At 40.9% G+C, this 26,422-nt stretch carries 37 protein-coding genes and 1 pseudogene; 37 read left to right on the top strand and 1 reads right to left on the bottom strand.

What is annotated here, in order from left to right; translation table 11 throughout:
* The first annotated feature begins 35 nt into the window (after positions 1-35).
* The 20 genes and pseudogenes from R7H07_RS20295 (at position 36) to R7H07_RS20200 (ending at position 12,971) form a co-directional block, all read left to right on the top strand.
* Positions 36-956 (top strand): DNA-methyltransferase, encoded by a 921-nt coding sequence (locus R7H07_RS20295; protein ID WP_077284293.1) that lies wholly within the window; start codon positions 36-38, stop codon positions 954-956.
* A 17-nt stretch (positions 957-973) separates the two neighbouring features.
* Positions 974-1,282 carry a hypothetical protein gene (locus tag R7H07_RS20290; RefSeq protein ID WP_025636508.1) on the top strand — a complete coding sequence of 103 codons (309 nt, stop codon included), beginning with the start codon at positions 974-976 and terminating at the stop codon, positions 1,280-1,282.
* A 228-nt stretch (positions 1,283-1,510) separates the two neighbouring features.
* Complete coding sequence (locus R7H07_RS20285) at positions 1,511-2,164, top strand: hypothetical protein (protein ID WP_138058890.1); 654 nt, start codon at positions 1,511-1,513, stop codon at positions 2,162-2,164.
* Positions 2,165-2,173: 9 nt separating this feature from the next.
* The gene (locus R7H07_RS20280; RefSeq protein WP_025636511.1) at positions 2,174-2,485 is read left to right on the top strand and encodes a hypothetical protein; all 312 of its coding nucleotides are present in this window, start codon (positions 2,174-2,176) and stop codon (positions 2,483-2,485) included.
* Positions 2,486-2,633: 148 nt separating this feature from the next.
* On the top strand, positions 2,634-3,284 hold the full coding sequence (locus tag R7H07_RS20275) for a hypothetical protein (RefSeq protein WP_025634865.1): 651 nt from the start codon (positions 2,634-2,636) through the stop codon (positions 3,282-3,284).
* A gap of 7 nt (positions 3,285-3,291) precedes the next feature.
* A pseudogene (locus R7H07_RS20270) lies at positions 3,292-3,567 on the top strand (helix-turn-helix domain-containing protein); the annotation flags it as partial.
* 435 nt (positions 3,568-4,002) lie between these two features.
* Positions 4,003-4,281, top strand: coding sequence for a hypothetical protein (locus R7H07_RS20265; RefSeq protein WP_025634868.1), 279 nt, complete (start codon positions 4,003-4,005; stop codon positions 4,279-4,281).
* The gene (locus R7H07_RS20260) at positions 4,281-4,547 is read left to right on the top strand and encodes a hypothetical protein (protein ID WP_025634869.1); all 267 of its coding nucleotides are present in this window, start codon (positions 4,281-4,283) and stop codon (positions 4,545-4,547) included. Before R7H07_RS20265 ends, R7H07_RS20260 begins: the two co-directional genes overlap by 1 nt.
* Positions 4,548-4,556: 9 nt before the next feature.
* Positions 4,557-4,802, top strand: a complete 246-nt coding sequence (locus R7H07_RS20255) for a hypothetical protein (RefSeq protein ID WP_025634870.1) — start codon at positions 4,557-4,559, stop codon at positions 4,800-4,802.
* Positions 4,803-5,101: 299 nt separating this feature from the next.
* Positions 5,102-5,281, top strand: coding sequence for a hypothetical protein (locus tag R7H07_RS20250; protein WP_077284295.1), 180 nt, complete (start codon positions 5,102-5,104; stop codon positions 5,279-5,281).
* Between the two features lie 16 nt (positions 5,282-5,297).
* On the top strand, positions 5,298-5,594 hold the full coding sequence (locus tag R7H07_RS20245; protein WP_025634874.1) for a hypothetical protein: 297 nt from the start codon (positions 5,298-5,300) through the stop codon (positions 5,592-5,594).
* Between the two features lie 10 nt (positions 5,595-5,604).
* A complete protein-coding gene (locus R7H07_RS20240) occupies positions 5,605-5,838 on the top strand; it encodes a hypothetical protein (RefSeq protein WP_025634875.1) in 234 nt (77 codons plus the stop codon).
* An 11-nt stretch (positions 5,839-5,849) separates the two neighbouring features.
* Positions 5,850-6,011 carry a hypothetical protein gene (locus tag R7H07_RS20235; protein WP_154216209.1) on the top strand — a complete coding sequence of 54 codons (162 nt, stop codon included), beginning with the start codon at positions 5,850-5,852 and terminating at the stop codon, positions 6,009-6,011.
* Between the two features lie 84 nt (positions 6,012-6,095).
* Complete coding sequence (locus tag R7H07_RS20230) at positions 6,096-6,350, top strand: hypothetical protein (RefSeq protein ID WP_025634876.1); 255 nt, start codon at positions 6,096-6,098, stop codon at positions 6,348-6,350.
* A gap of 18 nt (positions 6,351-6,368) precedes the next feature.
* Positions 6,369-6,575: a hypothetical protein gene (locus R7H07_RS20225; protein ID WP_025634878.1), complete on the top strand. Its 207-nt coding sequence runs from the start codon at positions 6,369-6,371 to the stop codon at positions 6,573-6,575.
* Positions 6,576-7,425: 850 nt separating this feature from the next.
* Positions 7,426-8,115 (top strand): HNH endonuclease, encoded by a 690-nt coding sequence (locus R7H07_RS20220; protein ID WP_025634880.1) that lies wholly within the window; start codon positions 7,426-7,428, stop codon positions 8,113-8,115.
* A gap of 7 nt (positions 8,116-8,122) precedes the next feature.
* On the top strand, positions 8,123-9,310 hold the full coding sequence (locus tag R7H07_RS20215) for a hypothetical protein (protein ID WP_025634881.1): 1,188 nt from the start codon (positions 8,123-8,125) through the stop codon (positions 9,308-9,310).
* Between the two features lie 3 nt (positions 9,311-9,313).
* Positions 9,314-9,580, top strand: a complete 267-nt coding sequence (locus R7H07_RS20210; protein WP_025634882.1) for a hypothetical protein — start codon at positions 9,314-9,316, stop codon at positions 9,578-9,580.
* Positions 9,580-12,603 (top strand): hypothetical protein, encoded by a 3,024-nt coding sequence (locus R7H07_RS20205; protein ID WP_025634884.1) that lies wholly within the window; start codon positions 9,580-9,582, stop codon positions 12,601-12,603. Before R7H07_RS20210 ends, R7H07_RS20205 begins: the two co-directional genes overlap by 1 nt.
* Positions 12,600-12,971, top strand: a complete 372-nt coding sequence (locus R7H07_RS20200; RefSeq protein ID WP_054574970.1) for an RDD family protein — start codon at positions 12,600-12,602, stop codon at positions 12,969-12,971. Before R7H07_RS20205 ends, R7H07_RS20200 begins: the two co-directional genes overlap by 4 nt.
* Here the strand turns inward: R7H07_RS20200 and R7H07_RS20195 are convergent.
* Entirely contained in the window at positions 12,968-14,188 is a 1,221-nt protein-coding gene (locus tag R7H07_RS20195; protein ID WP_138058898.1) for a hypothetical protein, read from the bottom strand. The genes R7H07_RS20200 and R7H07_RS20195 overlap by 4 nt on opposite strands.
* 109 nt (positions 14,189-14,297) lie before the next feature.
* On the opposite strand from R7H07_RS20195, the gene R7H07_RS20190 reads away from it, so the two are divergent.
* The 17 genes from R7H07_RS20190 to R7H07_RS20120 form a co-directional block, all read left to right on the top strand.
* A complete protein-coding gene (locus R7H07_RS20190; RefSeq protein ID WP_025634888.1) occupies positions 14,298-14,609 on the top strand; it encodes a hypothetical protein in 312 nt (103 codons plus the stop codon).
* Positions 14,518-15,078, top strand: a complete 561-nt coding sequence (locus tag R7H07_RS23955; RefSeq protein ID WP_077284357.1) for a DUF1524 domain-containing protein — start codon at positions 14,518-14,520, stop codon at positions 15,076-15,078. Before R7H07_RS20190 ends, R7H07_RS23955 begins: the two co-directional genes overlap by 92 nt.
* Before the next feature lie 80 nt (positions 15,079-15,158).
* On the top strand, positions 15,159-15,365 hold the full coding sequence (locus tag R7H07_RS23950) for an excalibur calcium-binding domain-containing protein (protein ID WP_077284359.1): 207 nt from the start codon (positions 15,159-15,161) through the stop codon (positions 15,363-15,365).
* 138 nt (positions 15,366-15,503) lie between these two features.
* Complete coding sequence (locus R7H07_RS20185) at positions 15,504-16,232, top strand: hypothetical protein (RefSeq protein ID WP_025634892.1); 729 nt, start codon at positions 15,504-15,506, stop codon at positions 16,230-16,232.
* Positions 16,233-16,431: 199 nt separating this feature from the next.
* On the top strand, positions 16,432-16,728 hold the full coding sequence (locus R7H07_RS20180) for a helix-turn-helix domain-containing protein (RefSeq protein ID WP_025634893.1): 297 nt from the start codon (positions 16,432-16,434) through the stop codon (positions 16,726-16,728).
* 85 nt (positions 16,729-16,813) lie between these two features.
* Positions 16,814-17,314 (top strand): hypothetical protein, encoded by a 501-nt coding sequence (locus tag R7H07_RS20175; RefSeq protein ID WP_025634894.1) that lies wholly within the window; start codon positions 16,814-16,816, stop codon positions 17,312-17,314.
* 35 nt (positions 17,315-17,349) lie between these two features.
* A complete protein-coding gene (locus R7H07_RS20170) occupies positions 17,350-17,856 on the top strand; it encodes a hypothetical protein (protein WP_029811849.1) in 507 nt (168 codons plus the stop codon).
* A gap of 17 nt (positions 17,857-17,873) precedes the next feature.
* Positions 17,874-18,206, top strand: a complete 333-nt coding sequence (locus R7H07_RS20165) for a hypothetical protein (protein ID WP_029811850.1) — start codon at positions 17,874-17,876, stop codon at positions 18,204-18,206.
* Positions 18,206-18,688, top strand: coding sequence for a hypothetical protein (locus R7H07_RS20160; RefSeq protein WP_025634898.1), 483 nt, complete (start codon positions 18,206-18,208; stop codon positions 18,686-18,688). Before R7H07_RS20165 ends, R7H07_RS20160 begins: the two co-directional genes overlap by 1 nt.
* A gap of 228 nt (positions 18,689-18,916) precedes the next feature.
* A complete protein-coding gene (locus R7H07_RS20155; protein ID WP_139351521.1) occupies positions 18,917-19,408 on the top strand; it encodes a hypothetical protein in 492 nt (163 codons plus the stop codon).
* Positions 19,409-19,783: 375 nt separating this feature from the next.
* Positions 19,784-20,035 (top strand): hypothetical protein, encoded by a 252-nt coding sequence (locus R7H07_RS20150; protein ID WP_025634901.1) that lies wholly within the window; start codon positions 19,784-19,786, stop codon positions 20,033-20,035.
* A 43-nt stretch (positions 20,036-20,078) separates the two neighbouring features.
* A complete protein-coding gene (locus R7H07_RS20145; RefSeq protein WP_025634902.1) occupies positions 20,079-21,842 on the top strand; it encodes a P-loop NTPase fold protein in 1,764 nt (587 codons plus the stop codon).
* Between the two features lie 6 nt (positions 21,843-21,848).
* Entirely contained in the window at positions 21,849-22,706 is an 858-nt protein-coding gene (locus tag R7H07_RS20140; protein ID WP_054574966.1) for a hypothetical protein, read from the top strand.
* Entirely contained in the window at positions 22,699-24,033 is a 1,335-nt protein-coding gene (gene qatC / locus R7H07_RS20135) for a Qat anti-phage system QueC-like protein QatC (RefSeq protein ID WP_025634087.1), read from the top strand. The genes R7H07_RS20140 and qatC overlap by 8 nt, the downstream gene beginning before the upstream one ends.
* A complete protein-coding gene (gene qatD, locus R7H07_RS20130; RefSeq protein ID WP_025634089.1) occupies positions 24,030-24,758 on the top strand; it encodes a Qat anti-phage system TatD family nuclease QatD in 729 nt (242 codons plus the stop codon). The genes qatC and qatD overlap by 4 nt, the downstream gene beginning before the upstream one ends.
* 106 nt (positions 24,759-24,864) lie before the next feature.
* A complete protein-coding gene (locus R7H07_RS20125) occupies positions 24,865-25,167 on the top strand; it encodes a hypothetical protein (RefSeq protein ID WP_077284361.1) in 303 nt (100 codons plus the stop codon).
* A gap of 128 nt (positions 25,168-25,295) precedes the next feature.
* Positions 25,296-26,422, top strand: a 1,127-nt coding sequence (locus R7H07_RS20120) for a DUF4158 domain-containing protein (RefSeq protein WP_206926118.1), incomplete at its 3' end; no start/stop codon positions are given.

Here is a 26,422-nt window from a genome sequence, read left to right as displayed (position 1 = left end):
TTCACACCATTGAAGAAGCAAAAAGTGTTGTAGCCATGTCCACGTCATTGGGGATCATGATCTGCTCAAAGAGTGAGAGTGTGTTTGGCAATGACATCATCGATGAAGATATTGATTTAGTACTTACCTCACCTCCTTATGTACTACAGCAATCCCGAAATTACGGCGGTACAAGCCAAGCGAAAGAGTGGGTAGCGTTCATTATGAACATCATTGACAAAATCTCGCCACGATTGGCTGATGGGGCAAGCATTTGTCTCAATGTCGGACAAGACTCCTTTCACAAAGGGATGCCAGCGCGACAGACCCATATAGAACGACTCATCATTGAGATGGAAGATGCGGGATTATGGCTTGTCGATCGTCTGATATGGCAGAGCAATAAAGCGCCTACACCTTACGCATGGACTTCGTTAAATCGTCACATGTTGAAAGCTTCTTTCGAGTTCTGTCTCCACTTCACAAACAACCCCTTGAAGCTACAAAGCAACAATCAGCGTGTCCTACTTCCTCATAGTGACCGTCACAAGGCATTCGTGCGCAACGGGGGAACACGTACCGCCGCCGTGAATTCTGACGGAGCACACCGCAAAAGTGTCGGTGACTATAGCAACAGCGATTTGGAAAAAGGCAAGCTAGCCTCAAACACGCTTTATTTTGCGAATAAGTGCAAATATAACGAAGCGGTCAATCGTTTTGCAAAAAAACATGGAATGCCAACTCATGGCGCAAAGATGCCGTATCGACTGGCAGAGTTTCTAGTCAAATATCTTTGCCCTGCTGGTGGCCTAGTCGTAGACCCTTTTGGTGGCTCGGGAACCACGGCTCAAGCTTGTGAGGTCACAGGTAGACGTTGGATCTCAATCGAACCCATTCTCCAATACATCAAACAGTCGTTTGTTCGATTCTCTTCTCTGACCGATGACGTTTGGTACAATCCTGCTTTTCTAGCGTAATTCACATTGAGATAGTGATGACTTATCAAGAATACAGAGAACTGATCGACAAGTGGACGAAAGCCGTTAACGAAGCTGGTTTTAGGTTGTCCGACGACAAGCTAATACCAACTACATTTTGGAAAACATTTCTGGGTATCAAACGCAAAGTGCATCAGGACATGTATGCCATGAAGCACAACACTAAAGGTGAGGTTTGCCCTGATAAACGTGTCCCCGCTTATTACACAAAAACCATCTACTATGTGAAGCGTCTCGATCACGCAGCGTTTCTCGAAGAGGTGAAGATTCATATTCCTCAGTTTGAAGCAGACAAATCCTCCTAGTGGCGTAATACGCCCTGTAGGTGAGTTTCCTATGAACCTTATAACTAGCTGACTTAGCTCGATTTGAGACGTTAAGTTGTAGTCTTTTTGTACAAACACTGCCATAATAACGCATTAATAGTAGTAATATTGCGTTGGTAGGCAACTTTGGACGGAAGACCTCTATCGAATAATGAACTCAAAAAATTGGTTACGAGCAACTTGAGCCGAGCGAACCCTTGGACATTGGTGAACAAGCTTATTATTCAATTGATGACAACCGCGGCTATGCGCGAAATAGAAATAGCCACTTTGGTTGTGAGCGACTTTATATCAGCAAACGGTGAGCTAAATGAGCTATTCATTATCGATGCAGAACGAGCGTATAACGGGCGAGAAAGGCCAGTTCTATTTTCACACGATGGATTAAAGCAGTCGCTTGAACAGTACATAATGTTACTCAAGGCAGAACAAGTTTTAACCTCACCGCTTGATAGCTATTTGGGGTTGTGTCCTACAGCTCTATTTATTGTGAATCCCGATACATTCCAGCCCTTCGGAATCCAAAAACGAGGGACAAAGGCTGGTGGAGCCGTCAATTACGCTCCTTATACGCTCAACCGCTATGTAGACAAACTCATAGCCAATGCTGAGCTATCAGAAATAGGCATTAATAGAAAAAGTCTAACTCGCTTATACGTCATCGAAGCCTATAAATCAGACATCAGCATCAAAGATATCTGCCTTACAAGTGGACTTTCCGTAGACACCATAATGAAGGTACTGGCGATGGATTTGTCTCAATATTCCCCGCTTGTACAATGGTGGGAGAAGAGAGAGCAAGCAAAAGAGGCGCGAATTAACCGCATGAAAAAAGTTCGCCAATGGACATTTCGAGACTAGAGATAAGTTATGAGATATTTACTGACAACGGGGCATCGCATTCCCAAATTCTATAAAACTGACGGTTCAATTGTAGAAGTCGAACTGAACTATGTTGAGAACAAAACGGTTTCATCCATTGATGAGCATGGAGGCCTTAGCCATGTGAAGATTGGCGGCACGCCACCATGTGTGGGTAATGTCTGGTTAGTGGACTCGGTAGAAGAATCACTGCATAAGTTAGAAGCTAATGGAGTGTACCCGTTCATCACCAAAGCTGCTGCTAGAGAGAATGCCAAGCGTCTGGAGTTGAAGACATTTAAATACATTGCTGTACCCTAAAAACGAAAAGACCTGCGCTAAGCGCAGGTCTTTTCTTTATCATATGTCTTTGGTGGGCTGCCGAAGCAGGGATATCCAAAGCTCTCAAGACGTATATTAGGCCATTTTGCCCTGCAGGTCAATAACCAACGATATTCAAGGAGCTTCAATGCCTCACAATGCTATTGAACAAACTCTGTCGGTGAGTCGGTTTTCTACATACCGGAATGCCATTATTGCAGCTCAAGGAGCTGACTGTCCAATTACCGCGCTTCAACTCTATGAGTGGAATGCTCAGTTGGCCTCAAGATTTTTCTTTCCATTACATATCTACGAAGTCGCGCTGCGCAATGCTATCTCCGAGGCGTTATCAAAGCGGTATGGACAAGATTGGCCTACTAACTCGGTTTTTGTGAACTCACTTAATAATCAAGACAAACATACTTTGAATCAAGCGCTTTCGGGTGGCTATAACGGTGTAGGTAAACTATTGCCTGAACTAAAATTTGTATTCTTTGAGAACATGTTAACCAAACGCCACGATGGGCGTATTTGGAAGCCATATATCAATGATGTATTTCCTAATGCACCTCAAACCTTGACTGCACCAGAGCTACGAAAACAGCTTAAAGATGCGTGCTACGTCATCAGGAAGTTTAGGAATCGTTGCGGTCACCATGAGCCAGTATTCAACAACCAGAATCTTGCCTACATTATGCCCTACATGGCAGAAACTATGAGGTGGCGATGCTCTGATACCTATCATTGGTTTAACCAGCAAGAAACCGTATCAGAACTCTTATCAAACCCTGTTATTTGAGGCTTGCATGACTGAAAAACCAAGCAAAACACAAACCTCGTTTCTTCGTAGGCTTATGGTGGCATACTTAATTGATACGGGCAAAAACACCGTACCGCTGATCATAGAAACAACAGGAATGCCACGCAGAACCGCTCAGGATACCATTAAGGCTCTCAATGAATTAGAAATTGAGATTGAACAATATAATCGCGGTTGTTACCGCATATTGAGTTGGGGAGCGGTAGATAAGAATTGGATAAAAAACAACTTTCAGCACGTCTGTAGTGTGCTATCATATCCTCAATATGAAATTAGCGAGGTAAGTGATATGTCATACGAACAAGTTGTCCATGACCAAAGCCTATATTGTGCTACTCAATCGCTTGAGTTAGCTCAACAACTTTCTGTCTTGTCTAGAGCGTCAGAGTCCACAGAAAGAACTCGTAACGCAAAACAACTCATGAAGAAGTTAAACGACAATGAGAGTCGTATAGCAGCTCTGCGCCACATATATCGTACCGTCGGTAGAGAGGATTTAGAGCACTTGTTGTTCGAACTTACCAATCTAACAATGGAAGAACATTCAACAGCCCTGAGTGATCCTGATGGATGGAAGCGAGCATTGCAAATCGGAGGGCAAGCTGATGATGGAGAATCTTATGTCGCTCCAACGAAAGAGTTAAACCAATGGCGTATCAAGTTCATCGAAGCTATTCAATCTAAGTAGAGGCTACAAATGAGAAACTTACACGGAAAACGACCTACACCAGATACAGTTTATGTTTCAGAAAGTGGTCAACGTATTTACGTGGAAGATGTCATTGGTGAGGAAGATGACGAATTCTACTTGGTTATGATAGTTCCAGCCGAAGATAAAGACGACATGGGTGCAATGGGTGATGAATTAGACCCTCATCAGTGGGTCGAAATGATGAACACACTTGGCCTAGAACCAGAAGTTGAAGCTGGTGGAGCGGAGCTAGAGCACCTGCGCTCAATGTTTACGAAACAGTAATGGGAAACATCATGGTCGTTTTAGAGGAACTTAAATCACATGGCGGCGCAGTCATATCGCTTGTTAGACCACTACCGGAACACGACTTAATGATAGGCATAAATGCTGATAATCTCTTTGTACGTCATAAACTAGAAGATGTTGTTTTTGAAGGTTCAGAATTACGAAACTACAAATATATCCTTAAACTAACAAACATCGAAGCTGATGAAATTAAACGATGGCTAGAGCTGTATTCATCTAGCCAGCCACAGCAGGAAAATTGAAGGAGATTTATGCAGATGGGCGAGAATGCAAAAGTAGCTATTGGATTATTGATCAATCTAATTGTAATGGGCTTACTGACTTTTGCTCAAGCCGCAGGAATGTTATTTGATGCATCAAATGTATTTGATCGCGCACCAAATCCAATCACATGGTTCGTTGTTGCGAGTGGTTGGATTGCTTTCTTTATCATGTTGTGGGTTTTTCTCACTCGAAACTTGAACCAACACAATCACAAAAAGGATAGGCCGCAATAGCGGCATTGAAAAAATTTAATGGAAAATGAATCGAAACTGTCGGGGTTGTTCTGCCCAAACTGTCAATCACAGTGCGTTTGGCAAGGCGGAGATTTGGTTTGCCCTGATTGCTGTGAACAGTACACTGGTGATGAAGAATAGGAAAATGGGTTTCTGCAAAAGGTACTTAGACTTATTAAGAGTGCCTTTGACAGAAGCAGGAAGCTTTTTTAGTCGGTTTTTCAAAGTGCTTCGCAAAGCGGTGTAAACAACCACCGATTCGCAGCCGTAAGCTGCCTGAAGATATAGAGGAAATCGAGATGACGGAAAACTTGAAAGTACAGACAATGTTATTCGCTACAAGCGTTGAATTGGAGTGTCCACATTGCGGTGAAATAGAATCTGGTTTCGTTGGCAACCCTGCGGGTGAAGTGTTTACCTGTGATAGCTGTGATGAGAAATATAAAGTTCACTCCGAAGCAGATATTGAACACAAATAAGTGATGGGAAAATGAAATGACGAACATGATAAGCACTCTACGTAAGCGTGTACGTGAAAACGGTTCGGCAAGCATTTCTATTGATGAGTTTAATCAGTTACAGGCTGAATGGATAAAACGAGTCTATCCAACGGAAACATTAGCATTGAAAGCACTAATTGCTCTTGAATCTGAAAGTGAAGACGCAGCGCTAGATATTCTAAATGGCTACGCTCTAATGGATCTCGTGTATGTTAGCAATTTATGCAACCAATTAAACGAGTTGACGAAGTGTGTTGATCTAATGGCAACTGAACAATCTAAATCTAGTTAGGAAACATCGGATGGTAGACGTAAACACCAAAGGCGTTAATGACGCATTTGAAAGGCTAAGTGCTGCGGCTTTACAAAATGCAGATAGTGAAGGTAATTGCGTTGTTGATGCTAACGACTTAAGTACATTGTTAATGGCCTTTACGCTCTCTAAGCCAAAGAATGTAAATACCTATGGTAATGGTGAAGAAACAAGTCATATTGTGACTCAGACACTCTCAGATTTTACCGCTAAAGCAGAATAGGAATAATGAACATGGATTTAGTCGAAAAAGAACACAGAAAACTTGTAGCAAAAGAATCTGAAAGGTTGATGAAAGTTGGCCGTAAAACTAATGCCTCATCTATTCCTCTGTCGGGTGAAGACAAGAGCAAACCTGCTTGGCCGACCCCTCGAAAAAGCAAAAAAGCCAATTAGGAAACTTCAAGCTTGTGCAAAAGGTACTTATAACACAGTAGAGTGCCTTTAACAGGAGTGTGATTAACGAAGAAGGAAATCAGGATGTTAACCAAAAGCGAACGACAACGATATTCAAATGCACTTAAAGGTCTGAAAGCGCAAGCTAGTGCGGTGTCCGAAGCATTACCGAGTAAACCCGATATAGATACCTTGGGTAAAGCGCAGTCTTTAATGTCCGAACATGACAGCGAATGCAAGGCAATTTACAGATTGGTAATGAAACGAGGTGTACCTATTCCTGAACTGGATGAAGCTCTTTTATTCGAATGGTTAGAAGAACCCGTTCAAGCACTGTAATCAATATTGGAAACAAACATGCCAGAACCAAAAACTAACCACCGGAAGTTCGCGGACTTTATTACTAACGTTTCAGCCCTTGCTAGTGCCTATTTCTTAGTCCGATTTGTCCTAGATTTTTCTCTAGAAACTCTAATCGAGAATGAAAATTTAATGTGGTTCTTCATTTTCGCTTTTATTACTGCAGTGTATGGTTTTATCTACGGAAAAAACGGCAAAAAATGACATTGTAAACAACTAGATTGTGTAAAAGGTATTGAATTACTCCTACATGCTTATGACAACGGTCAAAATAGGCGATTCAAATGGATTAATGCCATCAGAACAACTTGATAACAAAGAGGGAGCCATGTTCAACATAAGAACTAGACACTCGGTTGATGTGACACTATGGCCACTAGAAGAACCGTGGGTGGTGCTTAAAGGTCAGTAAACCCGACTAAAACTGGTGATGCTGTTGGAGAGCTAAGTGATCTCTTTGATGTTGCCCTATACAACCGCCCATGTACAAGCAGAAGCGTAAGATAGATAAGCTAGTTAAGACGCTGCTGAAACCTAAAAAGAAACATTAACTGGATAAGGAAAACTGTATGACAAGTGTATATAAACTGATATGCGAGCGAGCCTATTTTGTTGGGTATGAGCAGCTTTTCTTGCCAAGAAGTTTTAGGCGGCTGGTTGCTAGAAGTGAGTTGCATAGAGCTTGGTTAGCAGGTAATCAAGGTAATATCGGTGAGACCGATGGCGTTTTGTATCGGAAATGGTTCACTAACCGCAAGCATCATACAAATGCCACTATTAAACAGCTATGGCGTAGCATAAATCGATAACCCGAAACATCAGCATTTATAAGCAACAGATAAAGAAAGAAGCCACATCCTTACTCATAATCGCTCGCCATCCTCTACTGTTCACCAGCCCACGTTATAAAGATATCAATCGGAAAAGTACTCAGTTCGATCTTGGCATAAGCGCTTACTTAACGCCTCTCCAAATTATTCCTTGTTAATCATCCCAATTATTATGATAATTGGGGTATTGTAAAATATCCACAAATGACATATATAGGTGAGTAATGTTCATAGGTGTTAGTAGAAGCCATCAATGGCGTTTATCAGAACCACCAGAACCATCTGATGATAAAGACTTTCAACTAAAAAGGGTGGAGTTTTTATCAGATGTTGACTATCGATGTACTGATTGCCATTTTCGTTCAGAAAAGTATCAACATGTTCATCACAAGGATGGGAATCACAAACATAACGAAATCATTAACTTTGAGTGTAAATGCCCTCTATGTCATATGTGTGAACATCTGGGTTTTGTTGCAGATAATAAACTTGCCACTTTAGTTTTTTGTCCCTCTTTGACCCAGGAGGAGCTCAATGCTTACGTTCGAATATCTTGGGTTGCAAATTACTTAGCAAAAATCCAAGGTCCAGAAAAATGCGGTACTACGCTTCTGCGTATTGCACGCGATACAGGGCTCTGGATCGAGCTTCTTTCTGCTACGGCGCAGCAAGTAAGTCAAGTGTACAAAATAACCAACATTAGGGCACTAGCTGAAGACTTTCGTGCTATGGATGACAAAGAGTATTCCGAACGTCAGTTAAAGTACCCTCATTTAAGGTTGCTGTTTACTCCAGATCCCTTTTCTCGAGAGATAGAGGAGTGGAGTAGGAACCAAGACTTCTTTTCAGATTTCTATGACCCAAACAATTGGCCAGAAATAGTGAACAACCATATCTCTAGTTTAGAAGGATAGGATATTAATGAACACATATGGCGTAGCGATATTCAACGATGAAAAAAAACCTAGGAGTGGATTCTCTTGTGTCGATGGCAAGGTGAAGGAGTTTAGTTCCTATTCTGATTTGGAGATGTCTACAATTTGGGTAACTAACATTCAACACTCTATATTTCAAAAAGAAGCCCTCTACAAAGTACCTAACTTACGTTCGTCGCAATATTTAAGGTTGTCTTTACAACAGATAATGAGGGAGTTGAATGTTAAAAAAGATATTGAAGGTATTCAACATTTAGCAAAGCTAGTTCAGTCAATTGCTGCAGATCTACAGGGTAAATTCGAACTTAATCCGGACTACCTTCGATATCGCCTTGGTGGTGAAATCCCACAATACTTGGAATCACAAGGGTTCCTACCTTCTGAACTACTAAATATAAGTGAACTCGCAGACGCTTCAGCTAAAGCGGCATTAAATGATGCGTATCAGTCATTCCAAGGTACTGTAAAGTCTGCAAACGGAAAGATCTATCATTATACCTTACCAAGGGTTGCGCATTTCGAATACTTAATGAATCAAAACTTTCCTTTGGATAACAATTGGGAAGAATTTACGTTTAGTAGCGATGGGCCAATTGTTGCTGGATATAAAAACAAAGTACTACTCCCTGATACAGAAAAAGTCATAATAGGTTTAAAGAACCTCCATAAAAATACTGCTGCAATTCTAAATATCAAAGTAAAGTCTATCGACCCAAAGCGAGCTCAAAGTTTTACCTTTGGAATCGAAGGTGTGAAATCTACAACGAGAATATGGGCTGCTCTTCCAGAGGTTATTGATATTTTACGTTACTGTGAGGTTGAAATTTTGGGAGGCCTGAAAACTAATGCTGGTAAGTTGGATGTAAGGCCTGAAATAGACCTATCAAAAAATAGATATAGTTACTCTAAAGGTGTGGTCAGTGAAAATATTTGGTGTGCCTTAGCCGATAAAGTCCACTTAGGAAGTCAAAAACAAGCTACTGGCCTGGGAGTGTACCTCAGAGCATATGACAGGATTATTTGCTCCAAACTTGCGGAAGCGTTTATGAAAGCAGGTTTCGTCGGCGGTGGGTTTGGTGTCGGTGCGGCAAGGGTTTGGTTAAGTAGCCAAGATGTAAAAAAAGCCAATATTATTGCAGAAAAATTTGGCGCAATGCCAGATATCGGAGTGTAGAAAATGGAAATTGAACCGCTAGAAATTTTCTCAGATGGTCAAATGCCCGAGACATACAAAAAGCTTCAAGATTTGAATGTGTTCGGAAAGCTTAACTCACAGTTTCATAACTCGTTTGGGGTACAGGATGTCATTAAACTAGATCAAATTGAACAGCTAGATGATGCGGATAAGAAAGCTCAAATGAGTGAATTAATCACAGCCCTATCTACAAGAAGAGTGGATACTCAACCAGTTATTGCGAAGAAAGTAAAGAGGTTAACTATCTAATGGGAGCTCTTTCATTTTTAGCGAATCTAATCGCCTATAAACCCTATGAGATTTGTCAATTAGAAACAACATCAAGCATTGACCCTCACTCACTGCTAACTCACGATGGTTCAATGGTTACCCTACTAAAGTTGAACGGGGCTTACAGGTTCTACTCAAATAAGCAGGAGCTTGCCATACTTGACTTTATGGCAAGTAGAGCTCGACAAAATTTTACAGACAGTGGAAACAGAATAGATTTTGTTATCGATATTGATTCAAGTCGTTCTGAGAGCTTTGTGAACAAGTGTCTTAATACAGTGGACTCTGTATCAAAAACGATGGGCTACCAAAATGAGAAGTTAAACAAGACTGAAAAGAGCCTCATTTCTCAGCTAATTAAGCCAGAGATGACCTATATTGTATTGACTACGACACCCCAAACTCTTGATAGACCAAACATCAAAGAGGGTAATGAAAATAGAAAAAAATTGGCAGATGAATATGGTCACAGTTTAAGCAGTAGCTCTAAGACCCAGAATCACTGGGTAGAAACGATGCAGATTTACGACCAGCATCGTTCTTTTGTTACAGAAATGACTAATATTTTTTCTGAGTACGTTCTATTCGAAAAACTAGAGTCTCATCGTGCATTAAAGGAAATCAGAGATCTTCTATACCGAGACTTTGAAAACCAGGACCGTTGGAAACCTTCCACACGACAAGAATCATCTCCTAAAATAATGAGCAATCATACCTACAAGGTTGATACTGATGAGATTGGGCATAGCTCCATACATTCGCAGATAGTAGAACAGCCTTTTGAGGATGCTAAAAGACCTGACTTTAAGTTTTTCAATGGTCACTGCTATACCACGCTTGAGCGTTACTTAGTCGGGGATGAGCCTATGTTAATGAGGAGTTTTATAAACCGTGTTAACAGAGATGTTCCTATGCGTATATCGTACACTCTGGTTTCTGGCTCCCAAAGTATACAAACCTCTAAAATGACTAAATCGAGTCTCACCACATTCGTTGCTAAAACTAACCCAATATCAAGTGAAATTCTGAAAGCCTGTAATAAGACAACAAAGTTCATTCAAGAAGGAGGGTGTGCAGTAGAGTGTTATATGTCGGTGACTGTTTGGGGTGATAACGAAACGGAAACTAATACACGTTTCAAAGCCGTACAAAGTGCACTTAGAGGTTGGGGAGGGGAAAGGCAACGTATGTGCTCATTTCCTATAGAGGGCCTTTTATCCTCTTTACCTGGCTATAGCTCAAGGCCTGTTGGGAGAGCGAGTAATGACAGTATTGAAACAGCCTTCTCGTCCGCTCCAATCATACGTCCTGCCTCGCCGTGGGACTCCGGCGTATTGCTCTATATCACACCTGATGGCAAGCCATGGCCTATTGACTTTGACTCAACACAGTCACATCACTTGAATTTAGTTAGTGGATCTATGGGTTCTGGTAAGTCAGTTCAAGCTGGTGTATTAACCAGGGCAATGCATTTCTTAGCTGGAACGACATCGTTGCCTCTTATTGCGGGGGTCGACTATGGTGAGTCAATATTATTCACTGCCGAAACTGTTAGGGCAAACCTGAAGAAAGAGGATAGAGCTAAAGTAGGGGCAATCAGTCTTGCCAATGAAAAGACAAGCGCTTACAACATGCTTGAGCCACAATATGGTTACAATAAATTGGCTAAGCCGGAGAACAACACTGCGACTGCTTTTGTTACTAAGATAGTCAATGGTGGCTCGAAACAGCCAATCCACGTACAACTTGATAACTGTGTTTCAGCAATAATTGACAGTATGGTAGCAAAGGCTATTTCACAGCCTAGGAAAATTGACCCTTCGCAACCCGGCGTCGATAAAATACAGAAAGAGCTTGCTCACCATCTTGTACAAAAACATTTAAAGAGCGAGTCGTCGTACAGCTACCTAAACGCCCGTAATGCCCTATACAAAGCATCGAATGAAGAAGGTATATCTAACGCTCAACGACAATATTTCCTAAGATTGTCAAAAATAGCTCATAGGTATATTTGGCCGCTGATCTCTGACTTACCCAAAGAGGTAAAGTCGGCTGAACAGCAAAGCGCTATGGGTTCTTTCAAAGTTGGAGGAGAAAAACTACTGGACCTAATTGGTGCTTCAGTGCAGCTGATGACAGATCGATATAGCGCAATTTTAGGCTCATATCCGATGGTAGATTACTCTGACCTTTCAATGCTGTTTGTAAACGCTAAACCAGTTGTAGATTCCGCCCCAGCAGCGATGAAAAATGCATGGTTTATTCTTGCAAAAGGTCTAGCTCAAAGGCATTTCTGGGTACATGAAGATGATGTAAAAAATGATGCAGATCCTGTGTTTTATAAGCGTGCACTTCGAATTGCTCGAGCGAAAAAGCCTTTACCCAAGTATTACTTCCAAGACGAATACGAACAGGCTCAATGTCCTGAGTTAGATGAAAACTTTGATAAAGAAGTAAAAACAGCGCGTAAGTATCGTGAGATCATCACTTTATTGACACAGATGTACGAAGCTTTCCCTCCATCTATCCGCGACTTGGCTACTAATACCTTCATTTGCAACATCCCAGGTGTAGGTACAGAACGGGTGATTAAGGAACAGTTTAAGCTAACAGATGATGAGTTTGAATCTATAGAATCGTATGTCGGTAAAGCTGGAATTTTAAATGGCATGGGGCGCGGACTCTTGTACATAGGTAAGCTGAAGAAAATACAAGCGCCAATTATTCAACCTATCGTATCGGTGTTACCTCCTGGCTTAGTATGGTCATTAGCTAGTGATGCCGAAGATGTTCATGTCAGAAGAAAAGTAAAAGAGGCATTAGGTGATTCAGTACCTTATGATGAATTGAATATTGCACTAGGACAGGTTTTGTCGTTCCCAGATATGAAAGCACTCATCAAGAGGAAGGGTGAAGTCGATGATATGACTGACAAAGATGTTTACATTGATTGTATCAATAGGGTTAAAGAACATATTTTATTAAACGGAGTTGGTACGTGATAAAGAGATTATTGGCATTTGTAACCGACTATTGTTTGATTAGCTTGTTATTCGGTATTTTAGAGTTTTACGTCTTTGATCTAAATGCGTTGACTATCCAAAGCATAGGTTATTTCTATGTGTTCTTTTTCTTTACGATGATGGGCCAATACATACTTTTGAAGAGGACGTTAGGGGAAAAAATATTCAAACTTCAGGTGCAAGGAAAAGAAGGTGAGAACGTTGAGGTTTCTACTTATGTGTATCGTTTGTTCGGTACTCTAATTTGCTTAACGGTGCCGATTTTGTTCTTGATAGTTGTTTTCCCTAAACGTCGATCTCTGTCTGACCGAATGAGCTCGAGTAACGTCAAAACTCGTATAGTTTAAAGAATCTTTTCTGTGGCAATATCTACTGGCTCATCAGGGGATATTGTCATTGAGTGGTTAACACGCCATAGAGAAATGGGTGAGCGACTAAATCTATCTAAGTTATAAATCGAATCGTCAATTTGAACCATACTCCGGTAAATCACTTTTCCATGATTATTCTTCAGTTGCAAGATAAAGCTCGGAGTGGAGTAGTCCGAAGTGTTTCTTTGCATCTGAGTGGTTAGTATTTTCTGAATACTGTAACGTTTTGAGCCATTATCGATTTTAGATATTAGTGCGGTAAAAACCCTGCGTTCGAATGATGAAGTAATAGGTACCTGATTTGTCAATGAAACGATTGGTTGGATGTAAACGGTGTGTAGCTTAATTCTTTCAGAGTGCATTTGGCATAAGGTTGCTAAGACGAAATAAGGTCCTTCCACTTCTTTAAGTGCCGATTTGGCTAAAGGGCTCACCAAACGGGTAAACGACAGACACGTGTCATCAATTACTAAAGAATGTTCTTTTAACTCAATAGTATTGGTGATGAACATGCAAAATGCTTGTGGGCGTCCAGGGCCTTTCCACCCAGCCCCGATTTTACGATAGAGTTTTGAAAAAGCGTATCTCAAACCTGTTGGTCCGATAAATATGTATTTATCAAGAGTACTACTTCCAAAGAGGATTTTATTGGCAGAGCTCTTAAGTTTGAATAAGTGCTGTTCAGCCGACATAGATTTTCCGGAGAAATGCCAATTTGTTAGTGTGTCGGTTAATAAATGATAATACAGCCTTTCTAACTTACTCTCTCCATGCCGTACACTGGGCGTTCGTGTTGAAGTTGACTTTGGATTAGTTGAATCAGTTCCTGTAGAAGGGAAAGCTCTGTGATAAATAAAGGTATTAAAATCTGATTCTTCGGACTCAGGCGAAATATCTCTACTTACCGCTTCTCTGCAACCTTTTATGTCTGAGTACAAGGGACAATTTTTCAGATGTTGGCCATGCTCATAATGATTCACCATGAATATGTAATCCCCCCTTTTACGTAGATACATTGTGGCTGGTGGTGATACACAGTGGCAATTGAGTACTGAATCAGAAAGACGGAGAATTTTTAATTTGGATTGGGCTTCTGGGCTTTTAATACGATTTTTAAGCAGCAAGGAAGGTTGTTCAAAAGTGTGATGTTCAGAGTCCACATTTTTATCAGAACTAGATACAGTTATGTGCATGCGAACACCTATTAATAGAATGCAAAAATATACCACATTAGCTATGAGACAATACCGCCTGTCAATCATTAAACGATGACAAATTAACTACAAAAGGCAAATATATAGTATGAGATATCTTCTAGTTACAGTTCATAATTATCCCAGGTTTTACAAAAGTGACGGTGAGATAGTTCACATTGATCTAAATTATGTGGATTCCAAAACTATTTCTTCATTAGATGAAAATGGAGATTTATTTCACGTTAAAGTATCTGGAAGTCCTCCGTGTGTTCGTGATATTTGGTTAATTGATTCGGTAGATGTGGCACTAGATACATTGGCTAGTTATGGGATCTATCCATTCAAGAATAAGGCCGCAGCAAGAGCAAATGCCAAAAGGCTTGGGCTTAGTGCATTCAAGTATATTGCAGTACCATAATAATCAATGGAAGTTTATGAAAAGAATTTCTAAAGCTGTACTTACAAGCATCTTATTGGTTTCTTTTGATGCTTATTCAAGCGAGATATGGCGGGGTTTAATAGTCAAACCTGAGAATAGATGTTCTCCATACGATAAATCTCAACAATACAACTATTCTCAACGAGTAGAAGATCACATAGTAAGTAGTATGGGGGGATTGATATATGGCCCTTATACTGGCAGTTACTTTGAATCTGACCGATACACAGACATTGAGCATATAGTGTCAACAAGTGAAGCACATGATAGCGGAATGTGCTCACAATCTAGTGAAAGGCGCATTCAATTTGCCAGTGACCTCCTGAATCTTACATTAGCTTCACCTACTGTAAACCGTTGTGGTGACAACGGTAAGTGTGGAAAGGACGCTGGAGAGTGGTTACCCCAAAAAACAGATGCTGGTTTGCTAATAGAGTGGTCGAGGTAAAGTTGAAATACGCTCTAAGTGTAGACCGCAGAGAAGTGGAAACGTTAGATTCGGTACTAAGAAACTGCACAAGCACTGAAATGATCGTACATGAACCTGCTGAGGAAAGTATAAAAACCACGAGAAACGTTTCAAAGTCCGCCCCGTTACTTATGTATGACGAAGATAATAACGGTAGGATTACTTGCAAGGAAGCTATCAGAAATGGTATTGCACCAGTAAGAAGATCACATCCTGCATACTCTTATATGAACGATAGAGATGGTGATGGGGTTGTATGTGAATAAATCGACTCTATCTATACGATCACTGGACTTCCAAAAAGCGGGACTTCAGGTAGTAGAGATGACATTTTGCTTGATATGCTCATTAGCCCACCAGCGAATCGGTGGCTAAAACCTTTAAAAACTAACGAGGAACTGAGTATGGCAATCAAAACAAATATACTGGAGCTAAATGGACTAAATCCGGCTTATTTCACCAATACGGAATTACTCCCTCTCGACGATTATCTGACGGGTAGAGGAATTTATCTATTTCCACATATTGAGAAGAGATTTGGCAGTATTCCTTTAGAGCGCGTTGTTGGTCATAGCCAAGGCTATGATGCGATGAAGTGGGGGGACTGTTTAGGTGGGCGTCACTTAAAACGTATTGAGCGAGCCCTAATGGAACTCAAAGAAAATCCAAATTACTATTTAGATCATCATGTAAAACCAGGTATTTCTTTTACAAAAGTTGAGGATGCTTACTTCATTGAAGAGGGAAAACATAGGACCATAACTGCGCGGTTCCTCTATCACCACAACCAGGAAGTTTTTAGAAATACCTCCCCTCTTTCTAACGTAAACATTCACGAAAGGTTCATTGATCATGAGTATATGGGCTATGTATATGAGATCAACATGCTACAGAAAATATACCCGGAATTAGAGTTTGAAATGACTTATACCGACTCAAATAATGAGAGGTGCTTGGCAGTACACCCGACTAATTTTAATATGCCAAGTAGTTTCTTTACTCGGGGAGAAGTCGAAGACTGCATAAAGCATTTAAAGAGTCCGAATCTATTAAACAAACTACGTTCACACAGACTGTACCAGCATATTGGAACTTCACATTGCTTAAAGCATATGTTCGGGAACATAAAGTAATTTGGTTGAGTTTTGCGTGACGTTGTCACTTGTGTCGTGGTCTAGTTGTATAGATGGTTTACTAAGCCTAGGCTAGGTTAAATGAAAACCATTTGTTAACTAGGTCATGACGTAAGATATTACAGTGTAATGGGAATTACTACCTACCGAAGATGATGAATACTGTTCAAAAAAAACTTGTTTAACGAAGAAGGATAGCATGAACGATAATAAGCCGAGTAAAACTCAAACCTCATTTCTGAGACGTTTGTTAGTTGCATATCTAATTGATAGAGGTTTTAACACTGTCCCAGCAATAGTGGAAGCAACGAATATGCCTCGTAGAACGGCACAGGATACTATCAAAGCTATTCATGAATTGGAGATTAAAATTGAACACACTAAAGGTGGTGAGTTTAAGATAATAGATTGGGGTGCAGTAAATCGTGATTGGATAGAAATTAATCGACAGCACGTGTGTGATGTGCTAAATTATCCGAGTAAATTTGATGATTGAATTACCCCTTAAACGCGATACTTCAAAGAAGTCCCTTCACACTTTCTGATAGTGAGTAATGCCATGATAGGTTTGAGGAATATACATGCCTTGTATTATTGATATTAACCACGATGTGAGTAAGAACAAAGAAAGCCAATGGGTCTCACTATGTGGTAAACACCTTTGGTTTAGTAATGACCCCCACAAAAGTATAGAAAATGCAAAACTAAGCGGAAAACCTATTTGCAAGACCTGTCGTAAGATTGCAGGAATTCCCATGTCTTCGAGAAGAAAACCCGAGGTCGAAGCTCCCTTTAAAATTTACACCGTTGGAGCTGGGGAAATCAAAGAGCGTATCGCAATCAAAGAAACCGATACCGGCTTTCGCACTCAAGGTGGTGATCTACAGTATAAAAACCAGAGACTTGATGCAGGACTTTGGAAAAATATTGGAGGAGATGCTTCAAAGTTAGTGACAACTAGGGAGCTTGAACAAGCGCGAAGCCTAGCTAAACATCAAATAACTATGCTTAAAGAGTATGTATCTAAACTACCGGAATTGATCACTAGTTTGGAGACCAAACTCAGTAAATACGAAGATTAAATATCAATTAATTATACGGATAATTAGCTTAGAACATGAAATCCAATTTCGAGACAAACACTGGTCTTAGGTTTATCTCAAAAGCTGAGACTGCATTTAAGATTCACATCCATACACCCGAAGATAAAATTCTTCATAGATCGGTTGGTTATATCCGTATTGGAGAGAAGAAAGGTCTAAAGAAAGCTATTAGGTTAAGGAACGAAATCGGCATAAAGTTGTGGGGGAAAAAGCTTTGGAAAAGAGTCTTGAATGAGCCTGAACTGTTTACCCGATTACCCCATAGTCTAGAGCCGAAACTAATAGAAAAGAACGCACCTATCAAATCAGACCCTCGAAGAAAAAAACTCCATTATTTGGCCAAGTGGTATGTATATGGTGATGACGGATCATTATCGACAAAGACTACAGTTGTGTCCGTGGAGAAGTATGGAAAGTTAGGGGCGTATAATAAAGCTAAACGTAAACTTACCGAAGTTTATAAAAATGAAATTGAAATATTATCTTACATGGATAGATTTAGTATTACTCTAGCTAAGTGAATGAGAAAATTATTAAAATGAATACGAAAAAATTTGTCGTTTCTACAGAGACAAGCATTGATACAGCCTATCGGCATTTCTGTAAAGCCAAAACAGATGATAGCTTAGACATCATGTTTGAAGGTGCTGAAAAGCAATTGGCAAATTTAGATTGTACTGGAGAGGAGCGCAATCGAGTCTTTCATAACATTTACATTGCATATGGACGTCGACAAGAAGACATCGATGGCGAAAGTACAAGTACAGAATATAAGGCACTGAGAACAGTTGATAAGAGCCTAGCTAATAACAAAAATCTAAGTACAGAAGAGCTACTGGGTGAGGCGCTAAGAGCAATGGAAAATAAGTAATGATCAAAATAGGATTCCCTGTACGCACTTCATTACACAAATTGACGAAACTCTTTACTCAGCTGTTTAACCGATTGTTTGTATACCTTTCAGTTAGCAATTTACCACAAGTAATCTTCATGGGGGCGGCCATATTTGCTCTGTTTAGTGCGGTTTTAAGCTTAACCGAATCGATTAACTATGTTCTTGCTGGGATGGCTAACTATGGCTTCATCGAATTGCTGAGGGTCTTAATCTACATTGCATTCGCTTTCTCTCTGGTAATGAAAATGTGGAAAATTAGTATTACTAGCTTTATCTTGATCATTCTCTTCGGACTAGCTATATCAACTGGCTTATCCAACGGCTGGGGAAGTACATCAATACAGTTAGGCTATGCTCTATCTTCCGGGTTTAAAGGTCTGGCATTGATCCTACTTGGAGGAATTGCTGGTGGTGTTTCAAGATGTCTGTATTGGATCTACAACCGTTGGCCAAAATGATAGTAACCTTAGTGTTGATTTAGAGTAGCTATGAACATAACAAATTGTTCAAGAGTGATTCGGCACGTGTGGCATTTTGACTATGCGTTGGTTTAGGTGATGAAGGTGGTATGCGGCGGCATCAGTATTGCGTTGCTCAAACCTTAATAGGGCGTTTATGCTTAGGAGCAGAAGTTGAGATATTTGGAAGAGTTCGAATTGGCGATTGAGCGCTCAAGGTACCTTAAATTGTCTGATACACGCTTTAAGGCTTTAGATGCGAAATTTTGTAGTGATGAAAACCTTCAAAATTGCTTGGATTTTCTAAATTATCTATATAACCCACTAAAAGACACCGATCTCGTAGGACAGTGTCTAAATATTCATTCTCAACTAATGAAAGCGGTAGAACATTTTTACGGAGCGCCACCAATATTCACTATTGGATCTATTACATTTGATGGAAATAAATATTTTGAGTTAACTGAGGATGATATCAAGTCATCAATTTTAGACTGTTCACCTACCAATATGGCCAATATTCACGCATGGTTGACGTTGCCTTCTATGGAGATACTAGATTTTACGTTTATTTCAACTTACGAGAGTCAAGCTGGAGACAGTGGCTTTCCAAAAGTTGTCAGTCAGTTTGCTGAAAGTCTAAAACCGCACTTTCATTATCACCCAGTGTTGACAGGAGAAGAGAGTCTTTCAAAGTTAGGTTTATCGTCCAGTGGCTAGCACTTGTTCTGAGCTATTGCAATAGCTACCAGCTCGTCACCTCGCTTGCCAGCAGGGATAATAAGTATCAAATGCAACTGGCAGGTAGTTCGATTCCTGTCTTATAGTCACTTAAAGTCCTGGCAATCAGTTCCGACGTTTTATTTACCAGATTAGCTTTATTTTAACTCTACTGTGAGAGAGTAATAAAGTCTCATGCTAAAATAGCCGCGATCGCAATCGATACGCTGCCATTCCTAAATCGAAAATGCCCCGAAGTTTGCCAGACTCTGATTTGGGACACACTTCTTTTGTCATCATTTGACCTATTTTTCCTAATAACAGAATATTTAGTTTGATATAGACTGTTATAGCTTTGGCAGAAATGAGGAAGATATGAACACTAAGGAAACCGAAGAGCTTCAAAGGAATATGGATATTTTTTCAACGCCATTAGATGTTGAAAAGTACATAGATGAAGGGCTAATTAGCCGCTACAAGAATACCAAAACTCAGTTTGTAATCCATTGTTCTAAAGATGAGTTACCTGAAGAAGTCAGTGTACGGGCAAATAAAATAGAAGTCTTAACAAATAAAGATGGTTCCAACGCTCTAGTTTTGGGGCTTGACTTAAAAGTCAGAAAATAGTGCGTGTTGAAAACAGCTATTTTGTAGACAAAATGGGGTTTAAATGTGGTCTGATAAAGAGTCCTCACTAGACTTTTTAAATTTTAGTGAAACTGCCGAATCGATTAAGGATCTAATCACCGAAAAGGAATTGATGCCAATATCTGTTGGCGTTTTTGGGGATTGGGGGGCAGGAAAATCAACAATCTTAGAGCTAACCAAAAAATCAATATCTGAAGAGAAGCAAGACTACATTCAAGTCCATTTCGATGCATGGATGTATCAAGGCTATGACGATGCTAAAGCGGCTCTATTAGAGACAATTGCATCTACCTTGGTAAACCAAGCGAAAGACAACGCCAGCTTGAGCAAGAAGGCTAAAGAGTTTGCAGGACGTGTTGACATCATTAGATCTTTGGGATTATTGATGGATGGTGGTGCAGCTTTAGCTGGCGTTCCCACCATGGGTGGTTTTCAGAAGTTGATGGGGCTATTCAGTGGTGGAGAGGATCGCGAACTAGACTTTGGTGATGCCAAGGATGCAGTAGATGGTGCGAAGCAGATAGCTAAAGATAACAAAGAAATTTTAAAGCCTAAAAAGGCTTTTTCACCCCCAAAAGAAATTAAAGAGTTCCGCAATGCGTACTCAGACTTGTTGAGTGAATTTGATAAACCACTCATAGTCTATGTCGATAACTTGGACCGTTGCTCGCCATTTAATGCAATTTCGACGCTGGAAGCGATACGACTATTTTTGTTTTTACCAAATACAGCATTCGTGATTGCGGCAGACGAAGATATGATCCGCTTAGCTGTGCCGGAATATCACAAGGGAGCTTCGCAGCGCCACCAAACAGACTACCTAGATAAATTAATTCAAATCCCAGTACACGTTCCAAGACCTGGTACTCTAGAAATCAGAGCTTACCTGATGATGTTGACAGCTCAAGATCATGGCGTTACGAGTGACCAGCTTGAGGGGCTTAGGGAAAGCCTAGAGCAGTCTCTTCAGCTATCTTGGAAGCAGTCACCCATATCAGTCGATGAGCTTTTGGACGTTGATAAAGTTCAAGATGTTCAGGGTAAGGACGAACTCAGAAGTAAGTTCATCGTGGCCGAACAACTTGCTCCATTGCTCGCAGAGTCCTCCAATATAAATGGGAACCCTCGAATTGTTAAACGCCTCTTAAATCAGGTGAAAATGAGAAGAAAAACAGCACTCCGTCGTGGTATGCAGCTGGATGAGAAAACCATTACCAAATTGGTGATATTTGAGCGTTGTTTGGGGACTCAAGCAACAAACAAACTGTATCAGTTGATTGATACAGAGAGTGGTTCTCCAAAGATTCTGGCTCAATTGGAAGATCCAGAAGCTGAATTCGATGATATGGATTTACCAGAAGAGTGGAAGCTAGATTTAGCCTTTCTTGACAAGTGGTCGAAGCTACCACCGATGTTTGCAAATGTGAACCTGACCCCAGCGGCATACTTAAGTAGAGAGAGTATCCCCATGGGCCTAGTGAATGCAGTTATGTCCGGCGCTGCTCAAAAGCTTGTGAAGGATTTAATGAAACAAACGGAAAGACTAAGCCATACAAACCAAAATGCCATAGCAGCGACCCCAAGAGAAGACTATTTAGCTGTGATGGATGGACTAATTGAAAACTTCAGGACTGTAAGTGATTGGTCAAAAGCTCCCCCAGGCATATATGGCGCGAGACTACTAGCAGTTGAAGAGCCTAAATGTAAAAAGGCGCTACTAACTTACGTGAAGGGACTGCCAAAGCAAAGGTGGTTGAATGTAATTATCAAGGAATTAGAAAAGTAGGTATTAATGGGTACTTCAGCATCATCAACTGGCCCTAATAACCAGAGCCCACTCATTCCGTCATGGGCTGAACAAAGTCCGCCTGTAACAATTGAGCCAGCTCAAGATACTGGTGGCCCGGACGGGGAAAATCAAGGTGACAAGGAAATCGACAATGAAAAAGTTCAGCAGGAAATCGGCAAACCATCTGGTACTGCCAATCCTGCAAACCGTTTTGCAGGAGCTAGAAGAGAATTCGGGAATTATGCCAAGGCCGGAGGTTCAAGCTCTGATCTAAGGCGAGCACTAAAGAGTTATTCTAAAAAAGGCTCTGGTGGTGGAAAAACCACAAGCCGAAGGTTGGCTAGTGGGATAACGGCTGGTACTGGTTTACTTGGAGTAATGCGTGGAGACACTGTTACTGTCAACAACCAAAGCCTTTCCTTAAATGACTTGAAAGGCCTATCCACTGACCAAGCTATTGATAGAATTGCTTCACATTTGGCTCCTGATAATGCTGACTCAGACTCTGTGAGAATTGCCTTAGATTACGCGCTGGAAGAAGCGCTACCAGATACAGAAGATTTCGATCCAAATAGTTTTACTGAAGAAGTAATCCAACAAGCCATCGGCTGCTATTTAACTGACTTGATTTTCCAAGATGTGGTTGAAGGCATGGGCAGGGCTTGGTTCCACGTAGAACCTGCTAGCAAGCACCATAGCATGGAAGTTGAGCTAAGGGAGCTTATCAAGGTAATAGCTCAGGAGCAGCTAGACAAGGTCACTAATGGCAACCCTAGCAATATCACCAGAAATAACATTACCAAGATTCAAGCTGATACCATCGCAATGACCGTTGAAGAATGGGAGAGTTTCGATGACTAAGTTTTACTTCAATGATAATCCAAACCAACTACCTGAATATTCAGAGTCATGCCACCCTGTACAACTATTCCACACTCACGAATATGATCAAAAAAAACACAGCTTAGCTTCCAGAGGACTACTGCAAACAGTAAGAGACTTGGGAGTTGCTGTTGAGCCTAAGGCAATCGATTTAATTACAATTGCTTCCGCTGTTACCGCAGCAGATACTTTTGAGTTAAGAGAGAAGGCTGAGAATGCTTGGTCAAGGCAAATGCACCTTCACATCCCTGTAAGTGAACCGAATATATGGAATGCAGAAAGCGCTGAGTTGAGTTCAATTTTGAACTTTCTTACTGGCGATCAATGGATGTTCACTTTTGAGCAGACATCAATGGAACTGCCTAAACCTAAGATAAGTAAGCAGGCTAAATATAAAGCCAAAACTCTTCTAGGAAAAAATGCTGTTTGCCTATTTTCTGGCGGTCTTGATAGTGCAGTGGGTGCTATTGATATCCTTAATGGAGAGTCAGAATATAAGCCTCTCTTAGTAAGTCACGCCTATCGTGGAGATGGTGCAAAACAGGAAGAAATTAAGACTTTGTTGTCTTCTCCATTTGCTGAGCTCTCCTATTCAATTTCTCCTCATATAATTAAAACATATGAAGGCAGAACGGACATAAGTATGCGTGGGAGAAGCTTTAACTTCTTGGCGATGGCCGTATTGGGCATTTCCGCACTGAGAAGTGCTAACTGTGATGCCAGTATTAAAACCATTATCGTTCCTGAGAATGGCTATATCTCAATCAATCCACCACTAACTAGAAGGCGAATAGGTAGTCACAGTACGAGAACCACACACCCCAACTTCTTGCAGAGGTTGGAAGAATTGCTGACACGCATAGGTTTTGACGTCAAATTCGTAAACCCTTATCAGTTTAAAACAAAGGGGGAGATGTTGGCTGAGTGCGTTGACCAAAACGCTATTAAAAAAGCCGTACCGCTAAGCGTTTCATGCAGCCACTGGCACAGAGAACACATACAATGTGGGCACTGCTTGCCCTGTCTAATTAGAAGAGCATCTGTTCATCATGCTGGCTTTGATGATGACGCACCATATAAAACAAAGCGATTGAAAACGCTAATTAAAGAGAAGGATACAAGAGACGACCTGCAAGCAGTTCAAACAGCCATTATCCGGTTGAAGCAAACCAATAATTACAAATCTTGGCTACGTAAATCTGGTCCAATCCCACTAGATAAGTCTATACGTAATGCCTTGGAATCAACGCTTAAGCGTGGTTTGATGGAAGTTGAAGTGTTTATACAGGCTAACAAAACATCATGATGGATATGCATTGCCATGTTGATCTATACCCCGAACATCAGAAGGTATTGGATGACATTGAACGCTCAAACTATTACGTATTATCTGTAACAACAGTGCCTTCAGCCTTCGAAGGCACTGTTAATCTCACAAAAGGGCTTAAGCATTGCAAAACCGCTTTGGGATTGCACCCTCAGCTAGCTCATTTAAGGAAAAATGAACTACCAATTTTCGATCGACTTATAGAGAAAACTAAATATATAGGTGAGATTGGACTAGATGGATCAAAAGGCTGGAGAGAGCATTTTGATGACCAATTATTGGTTTTTAATCACATTCTGAAAAAATGTGAGTCATTCAATGATAAAGTTCTAACAATACATAGCCTGAATGCAGTAGACGAAACCTTAATGTGTCTGAAAAAACACCCGAAAGCAGGCATCCCTGTTCTCCACTGGTTTTTGGGGACAAAAAAACAGTTATTAGAAGCTGTCGATATAGGTTGTTATTTTTCAGTTGGACCAGCAATGCTTTTCTCAGCACGTGGAAAGCGACTTATATCTTGGTTACCTAAAGATAAAATTCTTCTAGAAACAGATGGACCTTTTGCGAAAGTTTCGGGAAAAATACTGTTCCCCTCAGATGTTGATACCGTAATTCAGTATCTTTCTAAAGAATGGGAAGTGTCTCAATCAGATACAGTTAGACAGTTGAAGAATAATTTACGTCAATTAGTTGCTAAATGAATACATCTTTGTAGAGATGTTGTGCAATTGGGACCTATAAATGTAGATCTTGAGCTAGCCACCTTGTTAGGTGGAGAAAATATGACCCAAACGAAAAAAAATTATTATGGACAAATCAGAACATTGTAAAGAAGTTTACGCATATTACGGTTTAGCGATGTATCGTGCTCAATGTGTGGAGCAATCGATTATTCAGTTGCTCATCTTTTGTGATTTATACGAAAGAGAGGCAAAGTCTAAGCACACCCAAGAGGAGTGGGAGGCTAAGTTTGATAGCTTTGATCAGGAAGTTAGTGATAAGACGATGGGTAGACTAATAGGACATCTAAAATCTTTAAACGTACTTCAAGCGACTACAGAATCGTTGCTAGCTAAGGCACTCAAGGAACGTAACTTCTTGGGGTTCTAGGGATTTTCCCCTCTAAAGTAACATAGAACGCTACAGGTATTATATTATATGGTCTGTGGCGGTGGGTTACCTTCCAATATTCTGCCATCTTATATAAACACCATCAATCATATTGGCGTTTATTCATCATGGCAATTAGTAATGAACTCTCGATTCTGACTCAGGCAGAACAACGAGACTTGTATTCAGCACCTCAGTTTTCTATTGAGGAACAACGTTTGTATTTTTCGCTAAACGATGTAGAACAGGCCGAATGCCGTACTATCAGGCTTACTAAACATCGTTGTTATTTCGTGGCGCTTCTGGGCTATTTTAAATCTAAGCCAGTGATCATTGCTCCGAGTTTCCGTGATATCAGTATCGACATGCAGTTTATTGCCTCCCAAATTCAAAGAGGTAAAGGGATCAGGCCTTTCAGTGTCAGTAAAATGCAGCGTGACCGTATTTACTCAAGGATACTGCGTCTACTAAATTACAATAAGTGGAATGAAAAACAGCACCTCAATGCTCTGTGCCACCACCTGGTTTACATTGGTCATGCCTGGCTGGAGCCTCGACACCTCTTTGATGCGGCCATTGAATACCTTGCCAGCCATAACATTGCCATTCCTAAGTACTCCGTGCTTCAAAGACTGATAAGCCGCACAATGCAACAGGTCAGAAAAGACCTGACGCTCCAACTGAATCAACTTACCAGTAATGAACTTAACGTCTTTCTGGACAACATAATCACTACTAAAGACGACGGGCTGAGTCTGAGCCATCTCAGGGGTGGTGCCAAAAGTCTGACCGTGCCTGAGCTTAAAAAAGAGCTCGCCATTTACCACCGGTTAGCACCATGGCACACGCAAATAAATGACGTTGTGGACAGGCTCAATCTGTCGCTAAAAAATCGACAACACTTCAGCGGCCTTATTGATTACTACGGCAGTAAAGTGCGGCGCTTCAAACGCTCACAGCAGCACCTGTGGTTACTGTGTCATCTGACAGAGCGCATGCAACTTGCACTGGAGCGCCTGACGGATGGGTTTGTTTACCATATCCGAAAACAACAGGAAGCCGCCAACGCCTTTGCACAACAAGCAGTGTTCCTGTCCTGGCAGTCAGCTGCGGACAATGTCACGAAAGCGGCAGAGCTACTTCACCTGTTTGTTGACGAGAATATTGATGACAATCAGCCCTTCTCAGTAGTCAGACAACAGGCATTGAAGGTCATGAATGACAGGGATATCCAGACCCTCTGCCTTTACCTGAA

Origin of the sequence: Vibrio sp. Vb1127 (genome assembly GCF_033338735.1) — a bacterium.
Lineage (GTDB): Bacteria > Pseudomonadota > Gammaproteobacteria > Enterobacterales > Vibrionaceae > Vibrio > Vibrio alginolyticus.
Note: the sequence above shows the minus strand (reverse complement) of the source record. Positions and strands in the feature narration are given on the sequence as shown.

Coding starts and splice junctions, on each gene's coding strand:
- R7H07_RS20175 (WP_025634894.1), top strand. CDS start 16,814: ATGCCTTGTATTATTGATATTAACCACGATGTGAGTAAGAACAAAGAA.
- R7H07_RS20125 (WP_077284361.1), top strand. CDS start 24,865: ATGGACAAATCAGAACATTGTAAAGAAGTTTACGCATATTACGGTTTA.
- R7H07_RS20260 (WP_025634869.1), top strand. CDS start 4,281: ATGGGAAACATCATGGTCGTTTTAGAGGAACTTAAATCACATGGCGGC.
- R7H07_RS20275 (WP_025634865.1), top strand. CDS start 2,634: ATGCCTCACAATGCTATTGAACAAACTCTGTCGGTGAGTCGGTTTTCT.
- qatD (WP_025634089.1), top strand. CDS start 24,030: ATGATGGATATGCATTGCCATGTTGATCTATACCCCGAACATCAGAAG.
- R7H07_RS20140 (WP_054574966.1), top strand. CDS start 21,849: ATGGGTACTTCAGCATCATCAACTGGCCCTAATAACCAGAGCCCACTC.
- R7H07_RS20160 (WP_025634898.1), top strand. CDS start 18,206: ATGATCAAAATAGGATTCCCTGTACGCACTTCATTACACAAATTGACG.
- R7H07_RS20255 (WP_025634870.1), top strand. CDS start 4,557: ATGCAGATGGGCGAGAATGCAAAAGTAGCTATTGGATTATTGATCAAT.
- R7H07_RS20240 (WP_025634875.1), top strand. CDS start 5,605: ATGGTAGACGTAAACACCAAAGGCGTTAATGACGCATTTGAAAGGCTA.
- R7H07_RS20150 (WP_025634901.1), top strand. CDS start 19,784: ATGAACACTAAGGAAACCGAAGAGCTTCAAAGGAATATGGATATTTTT.
- R7H07_RS20205 (WP_025634884.1), top strand. CDS start 9,580: ATGGGAGCTCTTTCATTTTTAGCGAATCTAATCGCCTATAAACCCTAT.
- R7H07_RS20245 (WP_025634874.1), top strand. CDS start 5,298: ATGACGAACATGATAAGCACTCTACGTAAGCGTGTACGTGAAAACGGT.
- R7H07_RS20290 (WP_025636508.1), top strand. CDS start 974: ATGACTTATCAAGAATACAGAGAACTGATCGACAAGTGGACGAAAGCC.
- R7H07_RS20165 (WP_029811850.1), top strand. CDS start 17,874: ATGAATACGAAAAAATTTGTCGTTTCTACAGAGACAAGCATTGATACA.
- R7H07_RS20225 (WP_025634878.1), top strand. CDS start 6,369: ATGCCAGAACCAAAAACTAACCACCGGAAGTTCGCGGACTTTATTACT.
- R7H07_RS20170 (WP_029811849.1), top strand. CDS start 17,350: ATGAAATCCAATTTCGAGACAAACACTGGTCTTAGGTTTATCTCAAAA.
- R7H07_RS20215 (WP_025634881.1), top strand. CDS start 8,123: ATGAACACATATGGCGTAGCGATATTCAACGATGAAAAAAAACCTAGG.
- R7H07_RS20235 (WP_154216209.1), top strand. CDS start 5,850: ATGGATTTAGTCGAAAAAGAACACAGAAAACTTGTAGCAAAAGAATCT.
- R7H07_RS23950 (WP_077284359.1), top strand. CDS start 15,159: ATGATCGTACATGAACCTGCTGAGGAAAGTATAAAAACCACGAGAAAC.
- R7H07_RS20230 (WP_025634876.1), top strand. CDS start 6,096: ATGTTAACCAAAAGCGAACGACAACGATATTCAAATGCACTTAAAGGT.
- R7H07_RS20220 (WP_025634880.1), top strand. CDS start 7,426: ATGTTCATAGGTGTTAGTAGAAGCCATCAATGGCGTTTATCAGAACCA.
- R7H07_RS20265 (WP_025634868.1), top strand. CDS start 4,003: ATGAGAAACTTACACGGAAAACGACCTACACCAGATACAGTTTATGTT.
- R7H07_RS20145 (WP_025634902.1), top strand. CDS start 20,079: ATGTGGTCTGATAAAGAGTCCTCACTAGACTTTTTAAATTTTAGTGAA.
- R7H07_RS20180 (WP_025634893.1), top strand. CDS start 16,432: ATGAACGATAATAAGCCGAGTAAAACTCAAACCTCATTTCTGAGACGT.
- R7H07_RS20210 (WP_025634882.1), top strand. CDS start 9,314: ATGGAAATTGAACCGCTAGAAATTTTCTCAGATGGTCAAATGCCCGAG.
- R7H07_RS20190 (WP_025634888.1), top strand. CDS start 14,298: ATGAGATATCTTCTAGTTACAGTTCATAATTATCCCAGGTTTTACAAA.
- R7H07_RS20250 (WP_077284295.1), top strand. CDS start 5,102: ATGACGGAAAACTTGAAAGTACAGACAATGTTATTCGCTACAAGCGTT.
- R7H07_RS20280 (WP_025636511.1), top strand. CDS start 2,174: ATGAGATATTTACTGACAACGGGGCATCGCATTCCCAAATTCTATAAA.
- qatC (WP_025634087.1), top strand. CDS start 22,699: ATGACTAAGTTTTACTTCAATGATAATCCAAACCAACTACCTGAATAT.
- R7H07_RS20195 (WP_138058898.1), bottom strand. CDS start 14,188: ATGCACATAACTGTATCTAGTTCTGATAAAAATGTGGACTCTGAACAT.
- R7H07_RS20185 (WP_025634892.1), top strand. CDS start 15,504: ATGGCAATCAAAACAAATATACTGGAGCTAAATGGACTAAATCCGGCT.
- R7H07_RS23955 (WP_077284357.1), top strand. CDS start 14,518: ATGGGATCTATCCATTCAAGAATAAGGCCGCAGCAAGAGCAAATGCCA.
- R7H07_RS20295 (WP_077284293.1), top strand. CDS start 36: ATGTCCACGTCATTGGGGATCATGATCTGCTCAAAGAGTGAGAGTGTG.